We start from the raw sequence: 17,716 nt of genomic DNA, 5'->3' as shown, positions 1-17,716 counted from the left end.
TTTTATTATTATGTGCTTAAATTCCTTGAATAATCTTTAATTTAAAATGGGAATCTATTTATGATAAATAGTATTAGGAGGAAGCAAAATGACAAGTAAAAATGGCAGCAAAGGAAGTAAAAATCAAAACGCACCTGAACTTCATGGACAAGCACCTACTAGTGGTGATAATACAAAAGGAAATGTCTATCGCTCTAAAAAAGGTAGTAAATCACAAACTGAATTACACTAAAATAACCAATTAAAAAAGAGCTTGGATTTCCCCAAGCTCTATATTTTTTCTAACTATATTTAGTCTTGAACATTAAATCCTTCTTCATCTAAATATTCACAAGCTTCACCGTAGCTATTGAATGTACCATCAAGATTTTCTCCTGCGTAAACATTCCACATGTCCATTTCAGAAACAAGTTTAAGGATTTGGCCGTTCGCATTAACCCAGATTTCTTCTACTTCTTCATCTTCTTCAAAAATTGGCTCGAATGATAGGCTTTCAATTGATTTAGTGAGAATTGTGCGAAGTTCCTCTTCAGTAAATTCTCTTATATTTACCATACCTTTTTCGTTCGTTTTGTACCCTTTTACACCTTCAGCATATACAAAGCCGTTTCCATTAGGATGTAAATGATAAACAACATTCTTTTTTTCTTTTAAACTTTCTTCATATTGAAAATTTGTACGACCAAGTGAGACTGGCTTTTTAGTTAATTCTGGAAATGATTCAATGATTGTTAGTTTTTCTTCGTAAGTTAGCATAATGCCTCCAAAAAAATATTCTTTTACCTATGTTTTGTATGTAACGTAACAAATATAACAAAAATCTTTTGAAAATGACATAGAATTGTCACAATTTCAGCTACTCTAATTTGGTAGAATAATAATGCTGTATAAATTTAACATATTCCTTTTGACAAATTTTTGGACTTAATTTGATTTTATTATACATAGTAGGTGAGAACATGACAGTGGAAGTTAAAGTGAAAGTGAAAGAACAATTTATTAAAAAACAATTTTATAAATCGTATTTAAATGAAAATGAAAACAATATCCATCCTATTGCAGTTCTAGCTGACCTTTACAATGAACAAAATGATGATATGGATCTTTCATCTATTCGATTTGCACAAGGTGAAGTTTATTTTGAAAATAAAGATTTTGAATCTGCAGTTTTCAAATGGGAAAAAGTCGGAAACCAGTTAAGCGATTGGGCAAAGAAAAATATCGCTGATTCTTATTATGAAATCGGTGCATTTGAAACAGCTGAGAAGTTATATAAAGAAGTTAAAACAGATAGTAGTACTTTGACATCTGAAATATTCTTACATTTATTCTCACTTTATATCGATGTTTCGAAATACGAAGAAGCAGATCGTATTATTAAAGAAGCAGTAAAATATAATCCTGATTATCCAAATGTAACGAGAATTGCACGTAAATTTTATGAAAAACATCACGATTGGACTAGTGCTGTAGCTCTAGCTTCAGATGAATCAATTCGAACAGAAGATTTGAAATGGTTTATTGTATTAAGAGAATACATTGTAAATGGTGTAACAAAAGAAATGGCACCAAGTTACTTTGTGCAACCGTTACTATCATTGGCTAAAGTCGATCTTGAGCACTTTGAATTAATGGTAGAAGCACTTTGGAATAGTTACAGAGAACAATCAGTTTATGTAAATTGGTTACAAACATTTAATGATATGTTATTCCAAATCAACGTTGAAACAGGTGTGAAGTGGAATCGTTTCCCATCAATCTATTCAATGACATACGAAGAATTAGTTGAAGGTGATTATTTTGTAGCTCAGCTTGAGGAAATGATGCCAAGCTTTTTAACAAATTGGTTACGTATTACCGATATAAAAGGTGCGGTTTTAGCAACGACTGCAACACTTGCATGGGATCGATTATTCCCAGGCCGTATTGATTATCAAATTGTTGCTGACGCAGAAATGGCATTTGAACAGTTATTAAAAACGCCTGATTGCTTTGAAATTGGCAAAGAATTATTTGAAAACATCCTACAATGGTCTGCTTTAAATGAAATAGAAGTTGGAGACCGTTTTGAGTGGTGGACAAGTAAATTAACTCAATTTGAAAATACAACAATGCTTGTTGCAGGTACATCAGGTAACGGTAAATCTTCATTTGTTAACTCACTTTTAGGTGAGAAAATGATGGGTTCTTCTACGACAATGCCTGTATTATTTGAACAAAATAGTGATTCAAATATTATCGTATTTTCGAAGGAAGGAAATACACAACTTGCCGAATTTGCAGATTTTTACGATTTAACAACAGTTGAAAATAATCTGTTAAAAGGTGATGAATTAGTATACTATAAATTACCAAATTCATTTTTAGAAAAGCATCGCCTATCAATTATTGATACACCTGGAATTGATGGAAACCAGGTTAATACAAAAGCATTATTACAATCTGTAAAACTTGCAGATCGTCTTGTTTATGTTTTAAATGCTACTGCACCTTATACAGAAAACGAACGATCGTTACTAGTTAAAATTCATAAAGAATTACCAACTCTACCGATTCACTTTATTTTAAATAAGATGGATTCTATTTATAGTAAAGAAGAAATTGATCGAGTTCGCGCTGAAATCCAAGCGAAAGTTAATCAAGACTTCCCTAGCGCTAAAGTATTACCTTATTCTTCAATTTATAATAATCAAGATCAATTTAAAGATTTAGAATTATTTATTGAGGATAACGTTCTTTCAACTGAAGCAAATTCTAAACAAACAGAAAAATTATTATTAGCTATTCGCAAATTAATTAATTTCTTATTAGAAAAACGAGTAGAGAAAGAAGACGAACTACGTGCTAATGTTGAATGGAATGAAGTTCTTGATGACAAATTAAATGGTCTATTACATTCTTTAAAAGATAAAGAAATGGAACATTTAAATACAATTAAAAGCTCGTATCGTGAATTAAAAGACGAATTAAAATATGACCTGAAGCTAAGTATTCCTGGTCTTCTAAAAGAATGTAAAGAATTAATCAAAGAAGATAGTGATTTCGGTACAATTCTTGAAACACTAAACGAAGAGATGAATCTTCGTATTGGTGAGTATGTAAGAGAGAATACTTTACCAAAACTAAATGAAGCTCTTCAAAACTGGATTAAAGATTCAGGTGTTTTATTAGAAGGTACTCAAGGCTACTTATCTGAAATGAGTGATTCTTTAAATGACTACATTGGAAATGAATACTTAAATCTTGAATGTGATTTTAAAGTATTAGATGACTGGCGCCGTGATGCTGATCGAATGACTAGTATGACTCAACTAGATGATATGAATATTTTATTAAATTCTTCACCATCTCAGTTTATCTTAAAGAGCTCAGGTATCTTATTAGGTTTACTACCACAAAATAAATCAAAGCTTGTTGCTCAATATCAAAAGTATGTTGATAATGTCAACTATGATGATGTAACATCAGAATTATCAATGAAGTTTTTCCTACAATTTGAAATGTTTGAAAAAACTTTACCAAGAGATTTATCAATGTTCCTACATGCTCCATTTGAGCAAATCCATGAACTAGTTGATGAAACAAGAGTAGCAATTTCTAACTATAATCAAACTTTAGAAGATATGAAATCTAATCCAAGTATTTACTTCGATCCGATTACATTCTTCACAGTAAGATTAAGACAATTAGAGTTTTTAACATTACGTAAATAATAAGGAAAGAGTGTGCTAAATGGCACACTCTTTTTTCATGCTTTTAAAAAAAGTTGTTAATTAAATAAGAATGTCTTGTTGATTTCCACTACGGGATGCTCGCTTTCCATGGGGCATGAGCTGAGCCTCCTCGTTCCTGCGGGGTCTCACCCTTCCTGCATCTCCCATAGGAGTCGAGCATCCCTTCGTTTCAATCAACTCTTCAAATATAAAAATTATTCTTTAGAACATTAAAAAAATCAATATTTTAAAGAATTACCTTTAATTATTAAACTGTACCTAAAATTCAAATTCTACCTATGCAAATTTACATTTACAAATATGGTAAACATCTAAATGACTTACACTTTGGCTCAATTAATTTTTTTTAGAGAAATCATTATTAGGCCAATTATAAATCGCAAAAAAACATTATTTAATCAACGAGTATCAGAGGATCTTGGATAATTCTAAACGGAAAATTCATACTTTTCAGATTTAATCTAATATATTTAAACACACTCTTTTTATATGACCAATGCATTTATTTATAAAACCAGTATTCCTTTCAACTATTCCTCTGCAGCTTCTTCAAACGGAATATGTACCACGATTGTTTGGTAGCCTTCTTTAATTTTTACATATCCACCCCAAGGGATTTGTAGTATTAAAAAGGCTCCTTTTGTATCAATTGAAAAATGTGCAATTTTTTCATGTTCTTCATCGAGTAAAAGCACTTCCCGCTCATTCCCAACTGTTCTAATACCAGGATGGCAATGAATTTGTATTTTCCAGTTGCCAAGTCTACTTAATAAGAAATGACTCATAAAATAGATCACCTTCTATTATTTAGTTTCTTCAATATGGACTAATGAAACTTATTGGGAAAACAGTACGAAAAACAGTTGAAGCCATCTTTCAATTAATTCTATTCTAAAGAATGGTAACTTAAAACTATTTAGGAATATTCGAACTATATTTCTTACTCAAAAAGGATTCATATGGAAGAATAAAAGTGAAAAAATTTGAGATAAAAGAGTTCATAAGTACGTAAAAATGTCCAAGAATTTAGGCAACAGGCTGAGAAGTTAAAAAATTCAGATTAGAAAAAGTTTAAAAGAGTTACTAGAATAACTCTTTTTTTTTGCTCTTGAACTATCAGGGAGTTTAGAAGCTTTAAGAGTATTTAAGATTTTTTAGAATTCAATTAAAAAAAATGTATTTTGCAGGAGATTCTAATTTTTACGTCAAACTCAAAAATATATCCTAAATGGAAAGGTGTATTTTTGAAAGAAGGTGATACATAACCCGAAGCCGATAGCCAAAAGGAATAACTGGAGATATTAATTTCATGGTAGTCGGGTATCCTCAAATCGTCTTTTGATTTCTAGATTGTTGGTAAGAACTTATTTAGGAACTAAGGAGAGGTGTAAGGATGAAAAAAAGAAACCGAAAATTATTAGTACCGACTGTTGCTTCATTGTTAACATTATCGATGTATTTCCCAGGAGGCCCAACTTTTGCCGCAGCTTCCAAACATGTACAACTTAATCAGGCAGCTCCAACTGCTGCAAATCATGGTACTTCCACTGGTCACACAAACCGTAACTCCAAAGCTACTGTAACTATTGCCCTTCAGCTAAGAAACAGCGATAAACTGGATGAATATATTGCCAGCTTAAAGAACCCTGACTCCATCAACTACAAGAAATACTTAACTCCCAACGAATTTAAAAATCAATATGGACCAACTGATACTACTGTTGCCAATGTTAAAAGCTATTTGACAAGTCAAGGCTTTAAAGTCGAAAATGTTTCTTCCAATAACGCCTTTATTACCGTCAGTGGCACCATTGGTCAAATGGAGGATACTTTTGGTGTAACTATAAATAACTATAAAGATTCAAATGGCAAAACCTATTATGCCAATGATCAAGCTCCTTCCATTCCAGCTGAATTTTCTGGGGTGATTACGGATGTTGAAGGTCTCAATAATGAACCACATTATACACATTCGAAAATTAGTAGTGCATCTATGCAAGTCTCCCAACAGAATAAAGCGGTGACACCAAAAGTGGGCAGTGGCCCAGCTGGCGGTTATACACCGGCTGAATTAAAAGGTGCATACGATATCAACCCACTGGCAACTGCCGGATATACTGGATCTGGCCAAACTGTAGCAGTTATGGAGTTGGACGGATATAAAGCAACAAACATTAGTACCTATAACAACTACTATGGCTTAGGAAGCCCTGCACCAACAAATGTATATATTGATGGTTATAGTGGTGCTGCTGGTCAAGGTGCAATCGAAGTTGAACTTGATATTGAGGTAATCAATGCAATTGCGCCAAAAGCACAAGTGGTTGTATACGAAGGGCCAAATAGTGCCCAAGGATTAATTGATACCTATCAAAAAATTGCCTCTGATAATACAGCAAAATCAATTTCTGTCAGCTGGGGGATCGGAGAGCAGCATGAAGCAAGTGCGACCATGAATAGTTTACATACCATATTCCAACAATTTGCTGCCCAAGGACAAAGTATTTTTGCTGCGTCTGGAGACAATGGTGCCTACGATTCTGGAGGTAGAACCTTAGAGGTTGATAGTCCCGCAAATGACCCGTATGTAACTGGCGTTGGTGGAACTCACCTGAATTTAAGTGGTACTTCCTACAGTTCAGAAACGGTTTGGAGTAACAAAACAAGCAAATCAGGTGACGGTGGAGGATTATCTAAAGTTTATACAATGCCATCGTTCCAATCAGGTCCTGGTGTCCAAAACAGTTATTCGAATGGTAAAAGGCAGGTTCCAGATGTATCGGCAGCTGCTGACCCTAACACTGGATATTCAATCTATACTGGAGGTGCCTGGCATGTAGTAGGTGGTACATCAGCTGCTGCACCATTATGGGCTGGAATCGCTGCACTCAATAATCAATTCGCACAAGCAAATGGCAAGGGTAACCTTGGTCAAGCAAATCCAACTCTTTATCAAGTTTTTAATACAGCTCAAAAATATGCAGCATATCATGATATTACGTCTGGAACAAACTTGTACTATCCGGCTACCTCTGGCTACGATATGGCTTCAGGTATTGGGACACCAGATGCGTATAATTTAATTCGCGATATAAATGGGTTTTAAAGTAATAAATCGGCAGTCTCCAAATTGGAGGCTGTCATTTTTGTTAAAGAAAGAAATTAAGAGTCAATATTAAATTCAAGTCTAATGAAGAATATACTTTAAAATGTGTAGTAAACATGTTAAAAAGCTTTACAGCAATACCTCAAATCATGAGGAAATATGTGGGAATTAGGCAACTAATTATTTTATTAAAAAAGAACATGATGATTTGATAATAAATAAAAAACAGAAATAAATTAGTATTAGTTTAACTAAATACTTTTTGTGAAATTATTGCTAAATATAGATATGTTAAAAGTTGTCGAATATAATAGAAATATAAAAAAATTTAATTAAGGAAAAAGGGGGGGTTATGTTGCTGTATGCAATATTAGGCGTTGCTATTGTAGAAATTATTATCCTTTTACTTATAATGACTAAAATTGGAAAAGGTTTTGGTCAAAGTGGTGATGGATTAACCAGAGAAGAGATAGAAAATGAAAGAAATAAGATGATAAAGCAGGTCCGAGAAGAAATAAATTCTTCTAAAACAGAATTGCATACATTACTTAGAGAAAATAGAGAAGAATTAGCAAATAGCTTCAATGTATTTATGAAAGAAACAAGTTCAAATATAAAAGGATTAAGGGAGCAACAAGAGCAATCGCAACAAAGACACGTCGATACTATGAATAAACTAATTCTATCGACTGAAGAGAAATTAAGTACAATAAATGATACAACAAATAAACTTCAAGAGAAAACAGTTAAGACATTACATGAAAATCATGTTACTACTTCGAAAAATTTAACTGACCAAACTGAAAAAATCTTACAAACCATAAATGAACATATAATAGGGATGCAAAGAAGTAATGCCACTCACTTAGAGAAGATAAATGAAAATGTTGAGAAAACAATTAATTCATTACAAGAGAGTAACAACAAGAGATTAGAAGAGATTCGCAAAACAGTTGATGAGAAATTACACGACACTTTAGAAAAAAGACTTGGAGCTTCATTTAAAATGGTTAGTGAACATCTTGAAAAGGTACAACGTGGCTTAGGAGAGATGCAAACATTAGCAAATGGAGTAGGGGATTTAAAACGAGTATTAGGTAATGTAAAAACTAGAGGGTCTTGGGGTGAGGTTCAGCTTCATAACATTCTAGAACAAATGTTAACTGCAGAACAATATGATGTAAACGTTATCACAAAACCTAAGAGTAAAGATAGAGTTGAGTTTGCGATTAAAATACCAGCTAAATCAGAAGAAGAAAAGACAATCTATTTGCCGATTGATTCGAAATTCCCATTATCTGATTATGAAAATTTACTGCAAGCATACGATGAAGCGAACCAAGAAAAAGTTGTGATTTACCGTAAACAACTTGAAAATAACATTAAAAATGAAGCTAGGAAGATTAGTGAAAAATATGTGGAACCACCATTCACGACTGATTTTGCGATTATGTTCTTAGGAACAGAAGGGTTATATGCAGAAGTTTTAAGAATACCAGGATTAGTTGAATTACTACAAAGAGAGTACCGAATAGTGTTAAGTGGACCAACTACCTTGACAGCATTATTAAATGCTTTACAAGTAGGTTTTAGAACATTAGCAATTGAAAAACGCTCAAGTGAAGTTTGGAAATTGTTAGGAATGGTAAAAACAGAATTTGGTAAATTTGGAGACTTATTAGATAAAACTCATAAAAAGATGCAGGAAGCTACAAATAAACTAGAAGAAGCTAGTAGAAAATCAAGAAATATTGAACGTAAGTTAACTAAAGTAGAAGAAGTACCGGTAAGTAATACTTTCTTAATAGATGAAGTAATACCTTCTTAATAGAAGAAGGTATTCCTTTAAACAGGGATGAATATTCATTCCTGTTTTTTGTTTGAATTGTATATGGTAAATTAAAGGTTTTTAAAAGATTGAGCAAAATGAATGCTTTTTATATTTTGTTATTTAAAAGGAGAATGACGATAGTCTTTTTTCAGCTGCAAATTAAATTGATTAGCCCATTTAGCTATACCCTACCACTTTGGAATTCAGGTTTCATAATACTTTAGGTAAAAAATAAGTTTGTTGGATTAATTAGAATTATTTATTAATCTCAAGAAAAAATTTCGTTGACTGGCAAAATCTACTTTAGCTCTTAAACTAGACCGAGTTAAATTAACGACTACACCTCTCCTAAGATCTCCGAAAATCTGAAGGTAAATACCAAATGCGATTTCAGGTGCTACTCTTTCAGCGATTTCAATAAAGGGAGTAATTAAATGATTAGCATCACAAAGTCATTTCTATTGCTCTAATCTATTGATGTTATAGGAATCCTAAACGGTGAATAGTAACAAATAATTACTAGGAATTCTTAATTGGCGGAAGGGTCGTATTAAACAAACTAGTTGTAATAAATTGTTCATGATAATCAAAATCTATTACATAGTGGAGCAATTTGAATTAAAAGCGCTTGCATTTTTTTAATTATGTTCTTATAATACTTGTATACAAGTATACTCGTATGGAAATGAAGGTGAACTTATGTCAGAATTAAAGAAATATCTTTATCCGGAAAAATGGCTATCAAAAGCTTCAGCTGGTGATCGTGTAACATATGAATTAAGGATGCAGATAATTTCTGGACTAATTGAAAGCGGTACCAAGTTATCAGAAAATAAATTGGCTGCCGATTTTAATGTAAGTCGTTCTCCTATTAGAGAGGCATTGAAAACTTTAGCATCTGAAAATCTAATTCGTTTAGAAAGAATGGGTGCAGTTGTTATTGGATTAACTGAAAAAGAAATAGAAGAAATATATGATGTGCGCTTACTAATTGAAACATTTGTATTTGAGCGATTGGTAAAATTAGACACGAAAGAATTGGTTATGGAACTAAGTAAAATTCTTGAGATGATGAAAATTGCTATTAAATATCAAGATGCAGATGAGTTTTCATTTCAAGATGTATTATTCCATGAAACGATTATTCGAGCGATTGATCATTCTTACATTTTGATGATCTGGAATAATGCAAAACCAGTTATGGAAGCGTTTATACTTTTATCAATGCGAGTACGGTTTAAGGAAAAATACGAAGACTTTCAACGAATAGTCGAAAATCATCAGTTATATATTGATGCAATTGGTACGAAGAATAGAGACCTTATGATTCAATCCCTACATCAAAACTTTGATGATGTTCAAGGGAAAGTAGAGGATCTTTGGAGATCTCAACAAATGTTTTCAAAAGGAGTAGAACAAGAATAATGACAAACTATATGTTAGGGTTAGACATCGGTACCACAAGCACAAAAGCCGTTTTATTTACTGAAACAGGTGAAGTCGTTCAGCAAGAGAATATCGGATACCCACTCTATACACCTGATATTTCAACAGCTGAACAAGACCCAGAAGAGATCTTTACAGCTTTAGTACAAGCAATTTCTAAAATAATGAAACAACATCCTCAAAAAGTGATATTATTTATTTCTTTTAGTAGTGCAATGCATAGCCTAATTGTTATGGATGAAAATGATCAACCATTAACGCCTTGTATTACATGGGCAGATAATCGAAGTGAGTCTTGGACTCATAAAATTAAAGATGAATTAAATGGTCACGAAATATACAAACGAACAGGAACTCCTATCCATCCAATGTCACCTTTAAGCAAGATAACATGGATTGTTAATGAACGACCAGAGATCGCACAAAAAGCGAAAAAATATATTGGAATTAAAGAATATGTATTTAAAAAATTCTTTGAACAATATGTTGTGGATCATTCGATTGCTTCAGCCATGGGTATGATGAATCTTAAAACATTAGATTGGGATGAAGGAGCGTTACAAGTAGCAGGAATTACAACTGATCAACTATCTAGACTAGTACCTACTACGGAGATTTTTACAAACTGTAATCCTGAGTTAGCAAGACAAATGGGAATTGATCCACAAACTCCTTTTGTAGTTGGCGCAAGTGATGGCGTACTTTCAAATCTTGGTGTGAATGCGATTCGAAAAGGAGAAATTGCAGTCACAATTGGGACAAGTGGGGCAATTCGAACGATCATTGACCAACCGCAAACTGACGAAAAAGGACGAATATTTTGCTACGCATTAACAGAAAAACACTGGGTCATCGGTGGACCAGTAAACAATGGCGGAATGGTATTTCGTTGGATTCGTGATGAATTTGCTGCTTCAGAAGTTGAAACTGCAAAAAGATTAGGTATTGATCCATATGAAGTATTAACAAAGATTGCCGAAGGAGTAAAACCAGGAGCAGATGGCTTGTTATTCCATCCTTATTTAGCTGGTGAACGTGCACCATTATGGAACCCTGATGTTCGAGGATCCTTTTTCGGATTAACGATGGCACATAAGAAGGAGCATATGATTCGCTCTGCACTAGAAGGAGTTATATACAACTTATACACTGTTTTTCTAGCTCTAGTTGAATGTATGGATGGACCAGTATCTAAAATCCAAGCAACTGGTGGGTTCGCAAGATCAAATGTATGGCGTCAGATGATGTCTGATATTTTTGATTTAGATGTAGTCGTACCAGAAAGCTATGAAAGTTCATGTCTTGGTGCTTGTATTTTAGGTCTTTATGCAACAGGAAAAATAGAATCCTTTGAAGTAGTATCTGAAATGGTCGGTAATACGCACAAACATACTCCTAATGAAGATGCAGTAAGAGAATATCGAGAATTATTGCCAATCTTTATTAGCCTATCGAGAGTATTAGAAAAAGATTATCAGAGGATTGCTAATTATCAAAGAGGATTAATTATTAAAAATAAATAGATATTCGGGGGGGATTTCCATGCCACTAGTTATAGTAGCAATCGGAATAATCGCATTACTTGTTTTAATTATGAAGTTAAAATTAAATACTTTCCTTTCATTAATTATAGTTTCATTTGGAGTTGCTTTAGCACTTGGAATGAAACCAGACAATATTGGTACAACGATTGAAGCTGGGTTAGGCGGAACACTTGGTCATTTAGCATTAATCTTCGGACTTGGTGCAATGCTTGGTAAGTTGATCGCAGATTCTGGTGGAGCACAACGTATTGCGATGACGCTTGTTAACAAATTCGGTGAAAAGAACATTCAATGGGCAGTTGTTGCTGCTTCATTCATTATCGGAGTCGCTCTATTCTTCGAAGTAGGATTAGTATTATTAATTCCGATAGTATTTGCCATATCAAAACAATTAAAAGTTTCTATTTTATATTTAGGTATTCCAATGGCAGCTGCTTTATCTGTTACACATGGTTTCTTACCACCACATCCAGGTCCGACTGTAATCGCTGGTGAATATCATGCAAATATAGGTGAAGTATTACTTTACGGTTTTATTATTGCCTTACCAACTGTTTTTATCGCAGGTCCTTTATTTACAAAGCTTGCTAAAAAGCTAGTACCAGCATCGTTCACAAAAACGGGTAATATTGCATCTTTAGGTGAACAAAAAACATTTAAACTTGAAGAAACTCCCGGTTTTGGAATCAGTGTTTTTACAGCTTTACTTCCTGTTATTTTAATGTCATTTGCAACAATTGTTAATTTGCTACAAAAAACAATTGGATTTGATGATAATAGCCTATTAGTAGCGATTCGCTTTATTGGTAATGCTGGTACTGCAATGGTTATTTCACTATTAGTGGCGATTTATACAATGGGATTGGCTAGAAAAATACCAATTAAAGAAGTTATGAACTCATGTACAACTGCAATTACACATATTGGGATGATGCTCTTAATCATCGGAGGTGGCGGTGCCTTCAAACAAGTGTTAATTGATGGCGGAGTTGGTGATTATGTAGCTGAGTTATTCAAAGGTACTTCAATGTCACCGATTTTACTTGCTTGGATTATTGCAGCGATCCTACGAATTTCATTAGGTTCTGCTACTGTTGCAGCTTTAACTACTTCTGGTTTAGTTATTCCAATGTTGGGTCATTCTGATGCTAACTTAGCTTTAGTCGTTCTAGCAACTGGAGCTGGTAGCTTAATCGCTTCACACGTTAATGACGCAGGGTTCTGGATGTTTAAGGAATATTTTGGATTAAGTATGAAAGAAACGTTCTTAACTTGGACATTACTAGAAACAATTATTTCCGTTTGCGGACTGATCTTTATTCTTTTACTAAGTTTATTCGTATAATGGAAAAAACCAGCAGGATGTATTACTTTTAACTTACTGTAGGCTAATTAATCATAAAGGGCAGTATCCTCATTATAATACTTAGAAACTTTTACGTATTATAGTAGTGGTATACTGCTCTTTATTTTATTATAGTTCAGTGTTTGAGAACCAATCGACATTCAAGGAAGAACGTGATAATTTCTACGTGATCGTCTATTGGGTAATGTTGCCCTTTGCTAATTGAGAGATGTAGTTCTTCAAGGTTACTGGTTTGAGACTTAGTTCATAAGGTTATTTTGGTTAATCAGACCTATATTTAAAGAAATACATAATAATTGTTCTTTCTTTAGTTGATAATTTTGGACTAGAAAAAGTGCAGGACAAATGACATAAAAAAATTTAGAGAGGGCTTAAAAAACGATTCAATTTGAAGTATCATATATTCCTAAAAGTTTAAAGTCTAATTGTTAGAATTCTATCTTTTTTCGTTGACATAGAACTCCCACCGAGTTATATTGGTTTCAGACAGTTAGAATTCTAATTATTCGGAGGTGAACGATTTGATTGATACACCTTATATGAGACTTCTAAATACTATTATGCATAAGGTACGGGATCAATTGTCGTATCGTACGAAAGAACTTGAAGTAAATCCACAACAAGGTAGGATGATCAGTTATATTGCTGAGCATCAGGATCGAGGTTTAATTCAAAAGGATTTAGCAGATGCATTTAATCGAAGAGGTGCAAGTATAACCAGTATGCTTCAAGGACTTGAGAAGAATGGATACATTGGTAGAAAAATTCAAGCTGATAACGAACGTCAGAAGCAAATTTTCGTATTAGATAAAGGTAAAGAAATCGTTAATCAGATTGATGATATGTTTTTGGCAATGGAATCTCGATTAACAGAGTCATTGACTGAAGAAGAAAAAAATGAATTTTTACGCCTATTGAAAAAAATTGATTCAAACCTTTGAGTGACTACGGCCATTACGGTCGTATCGATAAAAACTTAGAAATCTAAAAGTTAGAATTCTAAGTAAATATATTCAAAAATTATAATTATAAAAAAATAAAAAGATAAGATTCGGGAGGATGGAATATAATGGAAGAATTTGAAATAGATCAATCAAATATTTATTATTTAAAAGATGCACCGATACGTAAAGCGTTAGCTCGTTTATGTATCCCAATGATGATTGGGATTTCTGCTGGTACAATTTATAACTTAATAAACGTATTTTTTATCGGTTTAGTTCATGATACTGCGATGTTAAGCGCGATTACATTAGGATTACCGATCTTTACAGTACTAATGGCGATTGGGAATGTATTTGGGGTTGGTGCTGGAACTTTTGTTACTCGTCTTTTAGGTGAAGGGAATCTTCAGAAAGGGAAATCAGTAGCTGGATATGCTTTTTATATGAGCATTATATGTGGATTGATTATTGCAGTAATTGCCTTATTATTTGTTAATCCAATTGTTCATTTGTTGGGAGCGGACGCCACAACATTGCTTTATACAAAACAATATACAATCACGCTTTTTATTGGTGGCTTTGCATTTATATTGAACTTTGCATTAGAACAAATTGTGCGTTCTGAAGGTGCAGCAAAAGAATCTATGTATGGCATGTTCATTAGTGTTATTTTTAGCATCATATTTGATGTGTTATTCATTTTAGTTTTAAACCTTCATGTAATGGGGGCTGCACTTTCGATGGTTTTAGCAAATATCGCGGCAAGCATCTATTACGTTTGGTTTTTAAACAGAAAAAGTGAAACATTAAGAGGTTTCTTAAAGAATTGGAAAGTATCAAAAAACGATCAATTAGAAATCTATAAAGTCGGTGTTCCTGAGCTATTTAAAATGTCATTTATGATTATTACAACCTTATTATTAAACAACTATTCCATTGAATACGGCGAGCATGTTGTAGCAAGCTTTGGAATTGCAGTAAGGATTGCACAACTCCCAGAGTTTATAATGATGGGCTTATTTATAGGGGCTATTTCTTTAATTGCTTATAATTTTGGTAGGAAAAATAAACCACGTCTATATGAAACTTTAAAAGAGTTAACATTATGGATTGGTGGAATCTCAATTGTATTTGGTGGAATTGTATATATTCTTAAAGATCAAGTACTCGGTTTATTTACAAGCGATTCAGCCGTGCTAAGTATTGGAGCACTAATCTTAACAGCTCAACTCATTTCATCTGTTTTTAACGGATTCACAGGTTTATTCACTAGTATTTTCCAAGCGTCCGGTGAAGGACTTGCAACAGGAATCATGTCAATTACACAAGGAGTTCTTTTCATTCCAGTTATCATCATCTTGCATCATTTTTATGGATTAAGTGGCATAATTTGGTCTTTAACACTTACGGAGGGGATAACGTTCTTTATGGGTGCTGTTCTAATGATTCCTTACTTAAGAAAACTTAAGATAATGCCAGATAGCAGCCTAGCTCATCAATAACCAGTTTTTAATCAAATAAACTCGAAGGAATTTTCAGTATTACAAATTATAATATTAAATACAAACTATGAAAAAAGTTATTAACTAAAATGTGTGAAACAGACATTAGACTGGAAATAAAGCATAAGTTCCTTAAGGTCCTTATGCTTTATTTTTTTTGTTCTTTAAATTTGCTTATTATTATTCCATGAAAAAGGCGCTTCGCTCAGAAGTAATCCATTGCTCTAAATCGTCTTTGCTACGTCGAACAAGTCTATTCACTAGCACATCGTGCCATATATAATCCTCTAATAAGTAAATATGAACTGGATCATTTGTATAAAAAGCAATACTACGATCCTCAATTGATGGTCCATAAATCATCTCTTTAGAATCAATCGACAAAATAAACCAATGATCTGTAGACTTAGTCTCAGTAAATGGTGTTATGCGATGACTTTCTAGTTTTCCAATTGGATTTTCGACATGTAGCGTAATTCCTTGTATGGTTGCTTTTTCAGTCGCATGAACCAGTTCCTTTTTCAAAACCTCATACATTTCGTCCCACATTGATATTACAATCCGTTTTTCTGCTTTTTTAATCAACGTCTCACAATAGTTAATAATCGTTTTATAGTCCTTTAAAGTAATGACACGGTTGTCCACTTTTTCACCAAATGATTCTAGATCCTTTAAAGAGTCACTTATAACTGAATAAGTTGATTGCCACTCTGTTTGGGCCTTCTGTAAAAAGATATCAACGGGCAGGGGGGAATATCGTGCCGTGTCATTTATTTCCTCTTTCAAGACAATCCCTTTTTCAACAAGATTACCTAACACATCATAAATACGTGCTCTTGGTATACCGGAGTCCTTGCTAACTTGATAAGCTGTTACAGGACCTTGTTTAACGAGTGATACATAAGATTTAGCTTCATATTCGTTAAAACCTAATTTTTTTAACTGTTGCACTAGATCTTCCATTTTTCGCACTCCTATTTTTGTTTATGTAATAAATTTACAATATCTATTTACAGATAGCAATTTGTTAGTTACTATTTCAGTAGTGACTATACTGAAAGGTTGATAGAAATGCATCTAGACTTATCTTTATTAATTATTTTAATTTGTTTTGGATTTTTAGCTTCATTCATTGATTCTGTTGTTGGGGGTGGAGGGTTAATTACACTACCTGCATTATTATTCACTGGACTTAACCCTGCCGCGGCAGTAGCTACCAATAAATTAGCAGCGACAATTGGCTCTCTAACAAGTACATTAATGTTTTATCGTTCTGGTAAAATCGACTTAAAATCAGTGCTTAAATTTTTTCCGCTTTCATTTGTTGGCTCATTATTGGGTGCATACACTGTACATTTGCTAAACCCTGAAATGCTTAAGCCATTGATGTTAATTATGCTCGGAGCAGTAGCAATTTTTACTATTTTCAAGAAAGATTGGGGCAGCATTTCAACACAAAAAAAATTATCCAATTATCAAGTCATTATTTTTTTAGTTACAATATTTGCGATTGGTTTCTATGATGGGTTCATTGGACCTGGAACAGGATCATTTTTAATTTTTGCTTTTTTGATGATTGGGTTTGATTTTTTAAAGTCTGCAGGCAATGCAAAATTTTTAAACTTTAGTAGTAATATTGCTGGATTGTTAATGTTTATGTTTTTAGGACAAGTAAACTACACTTATGGAATAATAATGGGGATAGCACAAATTGCTGGTGCGATATGTGGATCGAAATTTGCGATAAAAAAAGGAAGTGGTTATGTACGTGCTCTTTTTATTGCAGTAACCTGCTTACTATTAGTGAAGAATATATATGATTATATCCAATAACTTTTAAAATACTGATCTCCCTTTAAGGTAAGAAAGTGGATGTAGAAATAACCATTTATAGCTTTAAAAGTAGGAGAATTGGACTGGATTCTAAAAAGCACTCCAATTTATCGACAGGAGTGCTTGCAGAATGTATTAACTTGTTTGAACGGTTTTATAAGATCAACAAACTCTAGAATGTTTATTCTTAGTAAAAAATAATAAGAGTCTTTTTAGAATACAAATTTTAATAATTTATAAAATACGTTGATGTTCAATCGTAATTGACCTATAAACTGTTTAACAATCTGTTACGCTACTTTAAGTAAAGGATATTAAATTAGGTTTTTAGTGTAACCATTTTTTTATGAATAAGTTGATTGGAGCGGATAGTGCTCAACTCCTATGGGATATGCGGGAAGGCTGAGACC

Annotated in this window: 13 protein-coding genes; 10 read left to right on the top strand and 3 right to left on the bottom strand. The window is 33.0% G+C overall.

Annotation, left to right across the window (positions count from 1 at the left end):
- Nucleotides 1–88 precede the first annotated feature (88 nt).
- A complete protein-coding gene (locus tag COE53_RS16665) occupies nt 89–232 on the top strand; it encodes an imidazoleglycerol-phosphate dehydratase (RefSeq protein ID WP_097978661.1) in 144 nt (47 codons plus the stop codon).
- Nucleotides 233–291: 59 nt separating this feature from the next.
- Here COE53_RS16665 and COE53_RS16660 read toward each other — a convergent pair whose 3' ends face one another.
- Nucleotides 292–756: a hypothetical protein gene (locus COE53_RS16660; protein WP_069034452.1), complete on the bottom strand. Its 465-nt coding sequence runs from the start codon at nt 754–756 to the stop codon at nt 292–294.
- A 203-nt stretch (nt 757–959) separates the two neighbouring features.
- Between COE53_RS16660 and COE53_RS16655 the strand changes: the two genes are divergently transcribed.
- On the top strand, nt 960–3,713 hold the full coding sequence (locus COE53_RS16655; RefSeq protein WP_098948429.1) for a dynamin family protein: 2,754 nt from the start codon (nt 960–962) through the stop codon (nt 3,711–3,713).
- A gap of 551 nt (nt 3,714–4,264) precedes the next feature.
- Here the strand turns inward: COE53_RS16655 and COE53_RS16650 are convergent.
- Complete coding sequence (locus tag COE53_RS16650) at nt 4,265–4,519, bottom strand: hypothetical protein (protein WP_098948428.1); 255 nt, start codon at nt 4,517–4,519, stop codon at nt 4,265–4,267.
- Nucleotides 4,520–5,127: 608 nt separating this feature from the next.
- On the opposite strand from COE53_RS16650, the gene COE53_RS16645 reads away from it, so the two are divergent.
- The 7 genes from COE53_RS16645 to COE53_RS16615 all read left to right on the top strand — a co-directional run bounded on the left by COE53_RS16645 (nt 5,128) and on the right by COE53_RS16615 (nt 15,473).
- A complete protein-coding gene (locus COE53_RS16645) occupies nt 5,128–6,840 on the top strand; it encodes a S53 family peptidase (protein ID WP_098948427.1) in 1,713 nt (570 codons plus the stop codon).
- 355 nt (nt 6,841–7,195) lie between these two features.
- Nucleotides 7,196–8,668 carry a DNA recombination protein RmuC gene (locus COE53_RS16640; RefSeq protein ID WP_286162591.1) on the top strand — a complete coding sequence of 491 codons (1,473 nt, stop codon included), beginning with the start codon at nt 7,196–7,198 and terminating at the stop codon, nt 8,666–8,668.
- A 702-nt stretch (nt 8,669–9,370) separates the two neighbouring features.
- A complete protein-coding gene (locus COE53_RS16635; protein WP_098948426.1) occupies nt 9,371–10,096 on the top strand; it encodes a GntR family transcriptional regulator in 726 nt (241 codons plus the stop codon).
- A complete protein-coding gene (gntK, locus tag COE53_RS16630) occupies nt 10,096–11,640 on the top strand; it encodes a gluconokinase (RefSeq protein ID WP_098948425.1) in 1,545 nt (514 codons plus the stop codon). The genes COE53_RS16635 and gntK overlap by 1 nt, the downstream gene beginning before the upstream one ends.
- A gap of 19 nt (nt 11,641–11,659) precedes the next feature.
- A complete protein-coding gene (locus COE53_RS16625) occupies nt 11,660–13,006 on the top strand; it encodes a GntP family permease (protein WP_098948424.1) in 1,347 nt (448 codons plus the stop codon).
- 542 nt (nt 13,007–13,548) lie between these two features.
- The gene (locus COE53_RS16620; RefSeq protein ID WP_286162590.1) at nt 13,549–13,968 is read left to right on the top strand and encodes a MarR family winged helix-turn-helix transcriptional regulator; all 420 of its coding nucleotides are present in this window, start codon (nt 13,549–13,551) and stop codon (nt 13,966–13,968) included.
- 143 nt (nt 13,969–14,111) lie between these two features.
- Nucleotides 14,112–15,473, top strand: a complete 1,362-nt coding sequence (locus tag COE53_RS16615) for an MATE family efflux transporter (RefSeq protein WP_218962886.1) — start codon at nt 14,112–14,114, stop codon at nt 15,471–15,473.
- 180 nt (nt 15,474–15,653) lie between these two features.
- Here COE53_RS16615 and COE53_RS16610 read toward each other — a convergent pair whose 3' ends face one another.
- Nucleotides 15,654–16,436 (bottom strand): TrmB family transcriptional regulator, encoded by a 783-nt coding sequence (locus tag COE53_RS16610; RefSeq protein WP_069034443.1) that lies wholly within the window; start codon nt 16,434–16,436, stop codon nt 15,654–15,656.
- 108 nt (nt 16,437–16,544) lie between these two features.
- On the opposite strand from COE53_RS16610, the gene COE53_RS16605 reads away from it, so the two are divergent.
- A complete protein-coding gene (locus tag COE53_RS16605; protein ID WP_483295435.1) occupies nt 16,545–17,306 on the top strand; it encodes a TSUP family transporter in 762 nt (253 codons plus the stop codon).
- Nucleotides 17,307–17,716 lie beyond the last annotated feature (410 nt).

The organism is Bacillus sp. AFS029533 (genome assembly GCF_002585125.1).
Classification (GTDB): domain Bacteria; phylum Bacillota; class Bacilli; order Bacillales; family Bacillaceae_G; genus Gottfriedia; species Gottfriedia luciferensis_B.
This window is presented reverse-complemented; position numbering and strand designations above follow the sequence as displayed.

Coding starts and splice junctions, on each gene's coding strand:
- COE53_RS16665 (WP_097978661.1), top strand. CDS start 89: ATGACAAGTAAAAATGGCAGCAAAGGAAGTAAAAATCAAAACGCACCT.
- COE53_RS16660 (WP_069034452.1), bottom strand. CDS start 756: ATGCTAACTTACGAAGAAAAACTAACAATCATTGAATCATTTCCAGAA.
- COE53_RS16655 (WP_098948429.1), top strand. CDS start 960: ATGACAGTGGAAGTTAAAGTGAAAGTGAAAGAACAATTTATTAAAAAA.
- COE53_RS16650 (WP_098948428.1), bottom strand. CDS start 4,519: ATGAGTCATTTCTTATTAAGTAGACTTGGCAACTGGAAAATACAAATT.
- COE53_RS16645 (WP_098948427.1), top strand. CDS start 5,128: ATGAAAAAAAGAAACCGAAAATTATTAGTACCGACTGTTGCTTCATTG.
- COE53_RS16635 (WP_098948426.1), top strand. CDS start 9,371: ATGTCAGAATTAAAGAAATATCTTTATCCGGAAAAATGGCTATCAAAA.
- gntK (WP_098948425.1), top strand. CDS start 10,096: ATGACAAACTATATGTTAGGGTTAGACATCGGTACCACAAGCACAAAA.
- COE53_RS16625 (WP_098948424.1), top strand. CDS start 11,660: ATGCCACTAGTTATAGTAGCAATCGGAATAATCGCATTACTTGTTTTA.
- COE53_RS16610 (WP_069034443.1), bottom strand. CDS start 16,436: ATGGAAGATCTAGTGCAACAGTTAAAAAAATTAGGTTTTAACGAATAT.
- COE53_RS16605 (WP_483295435.1), top strand. CDS start 16,545: ATGCATCTAGACTTATCTTTATTAATTATTTTAATTTGTTTTGGATTT.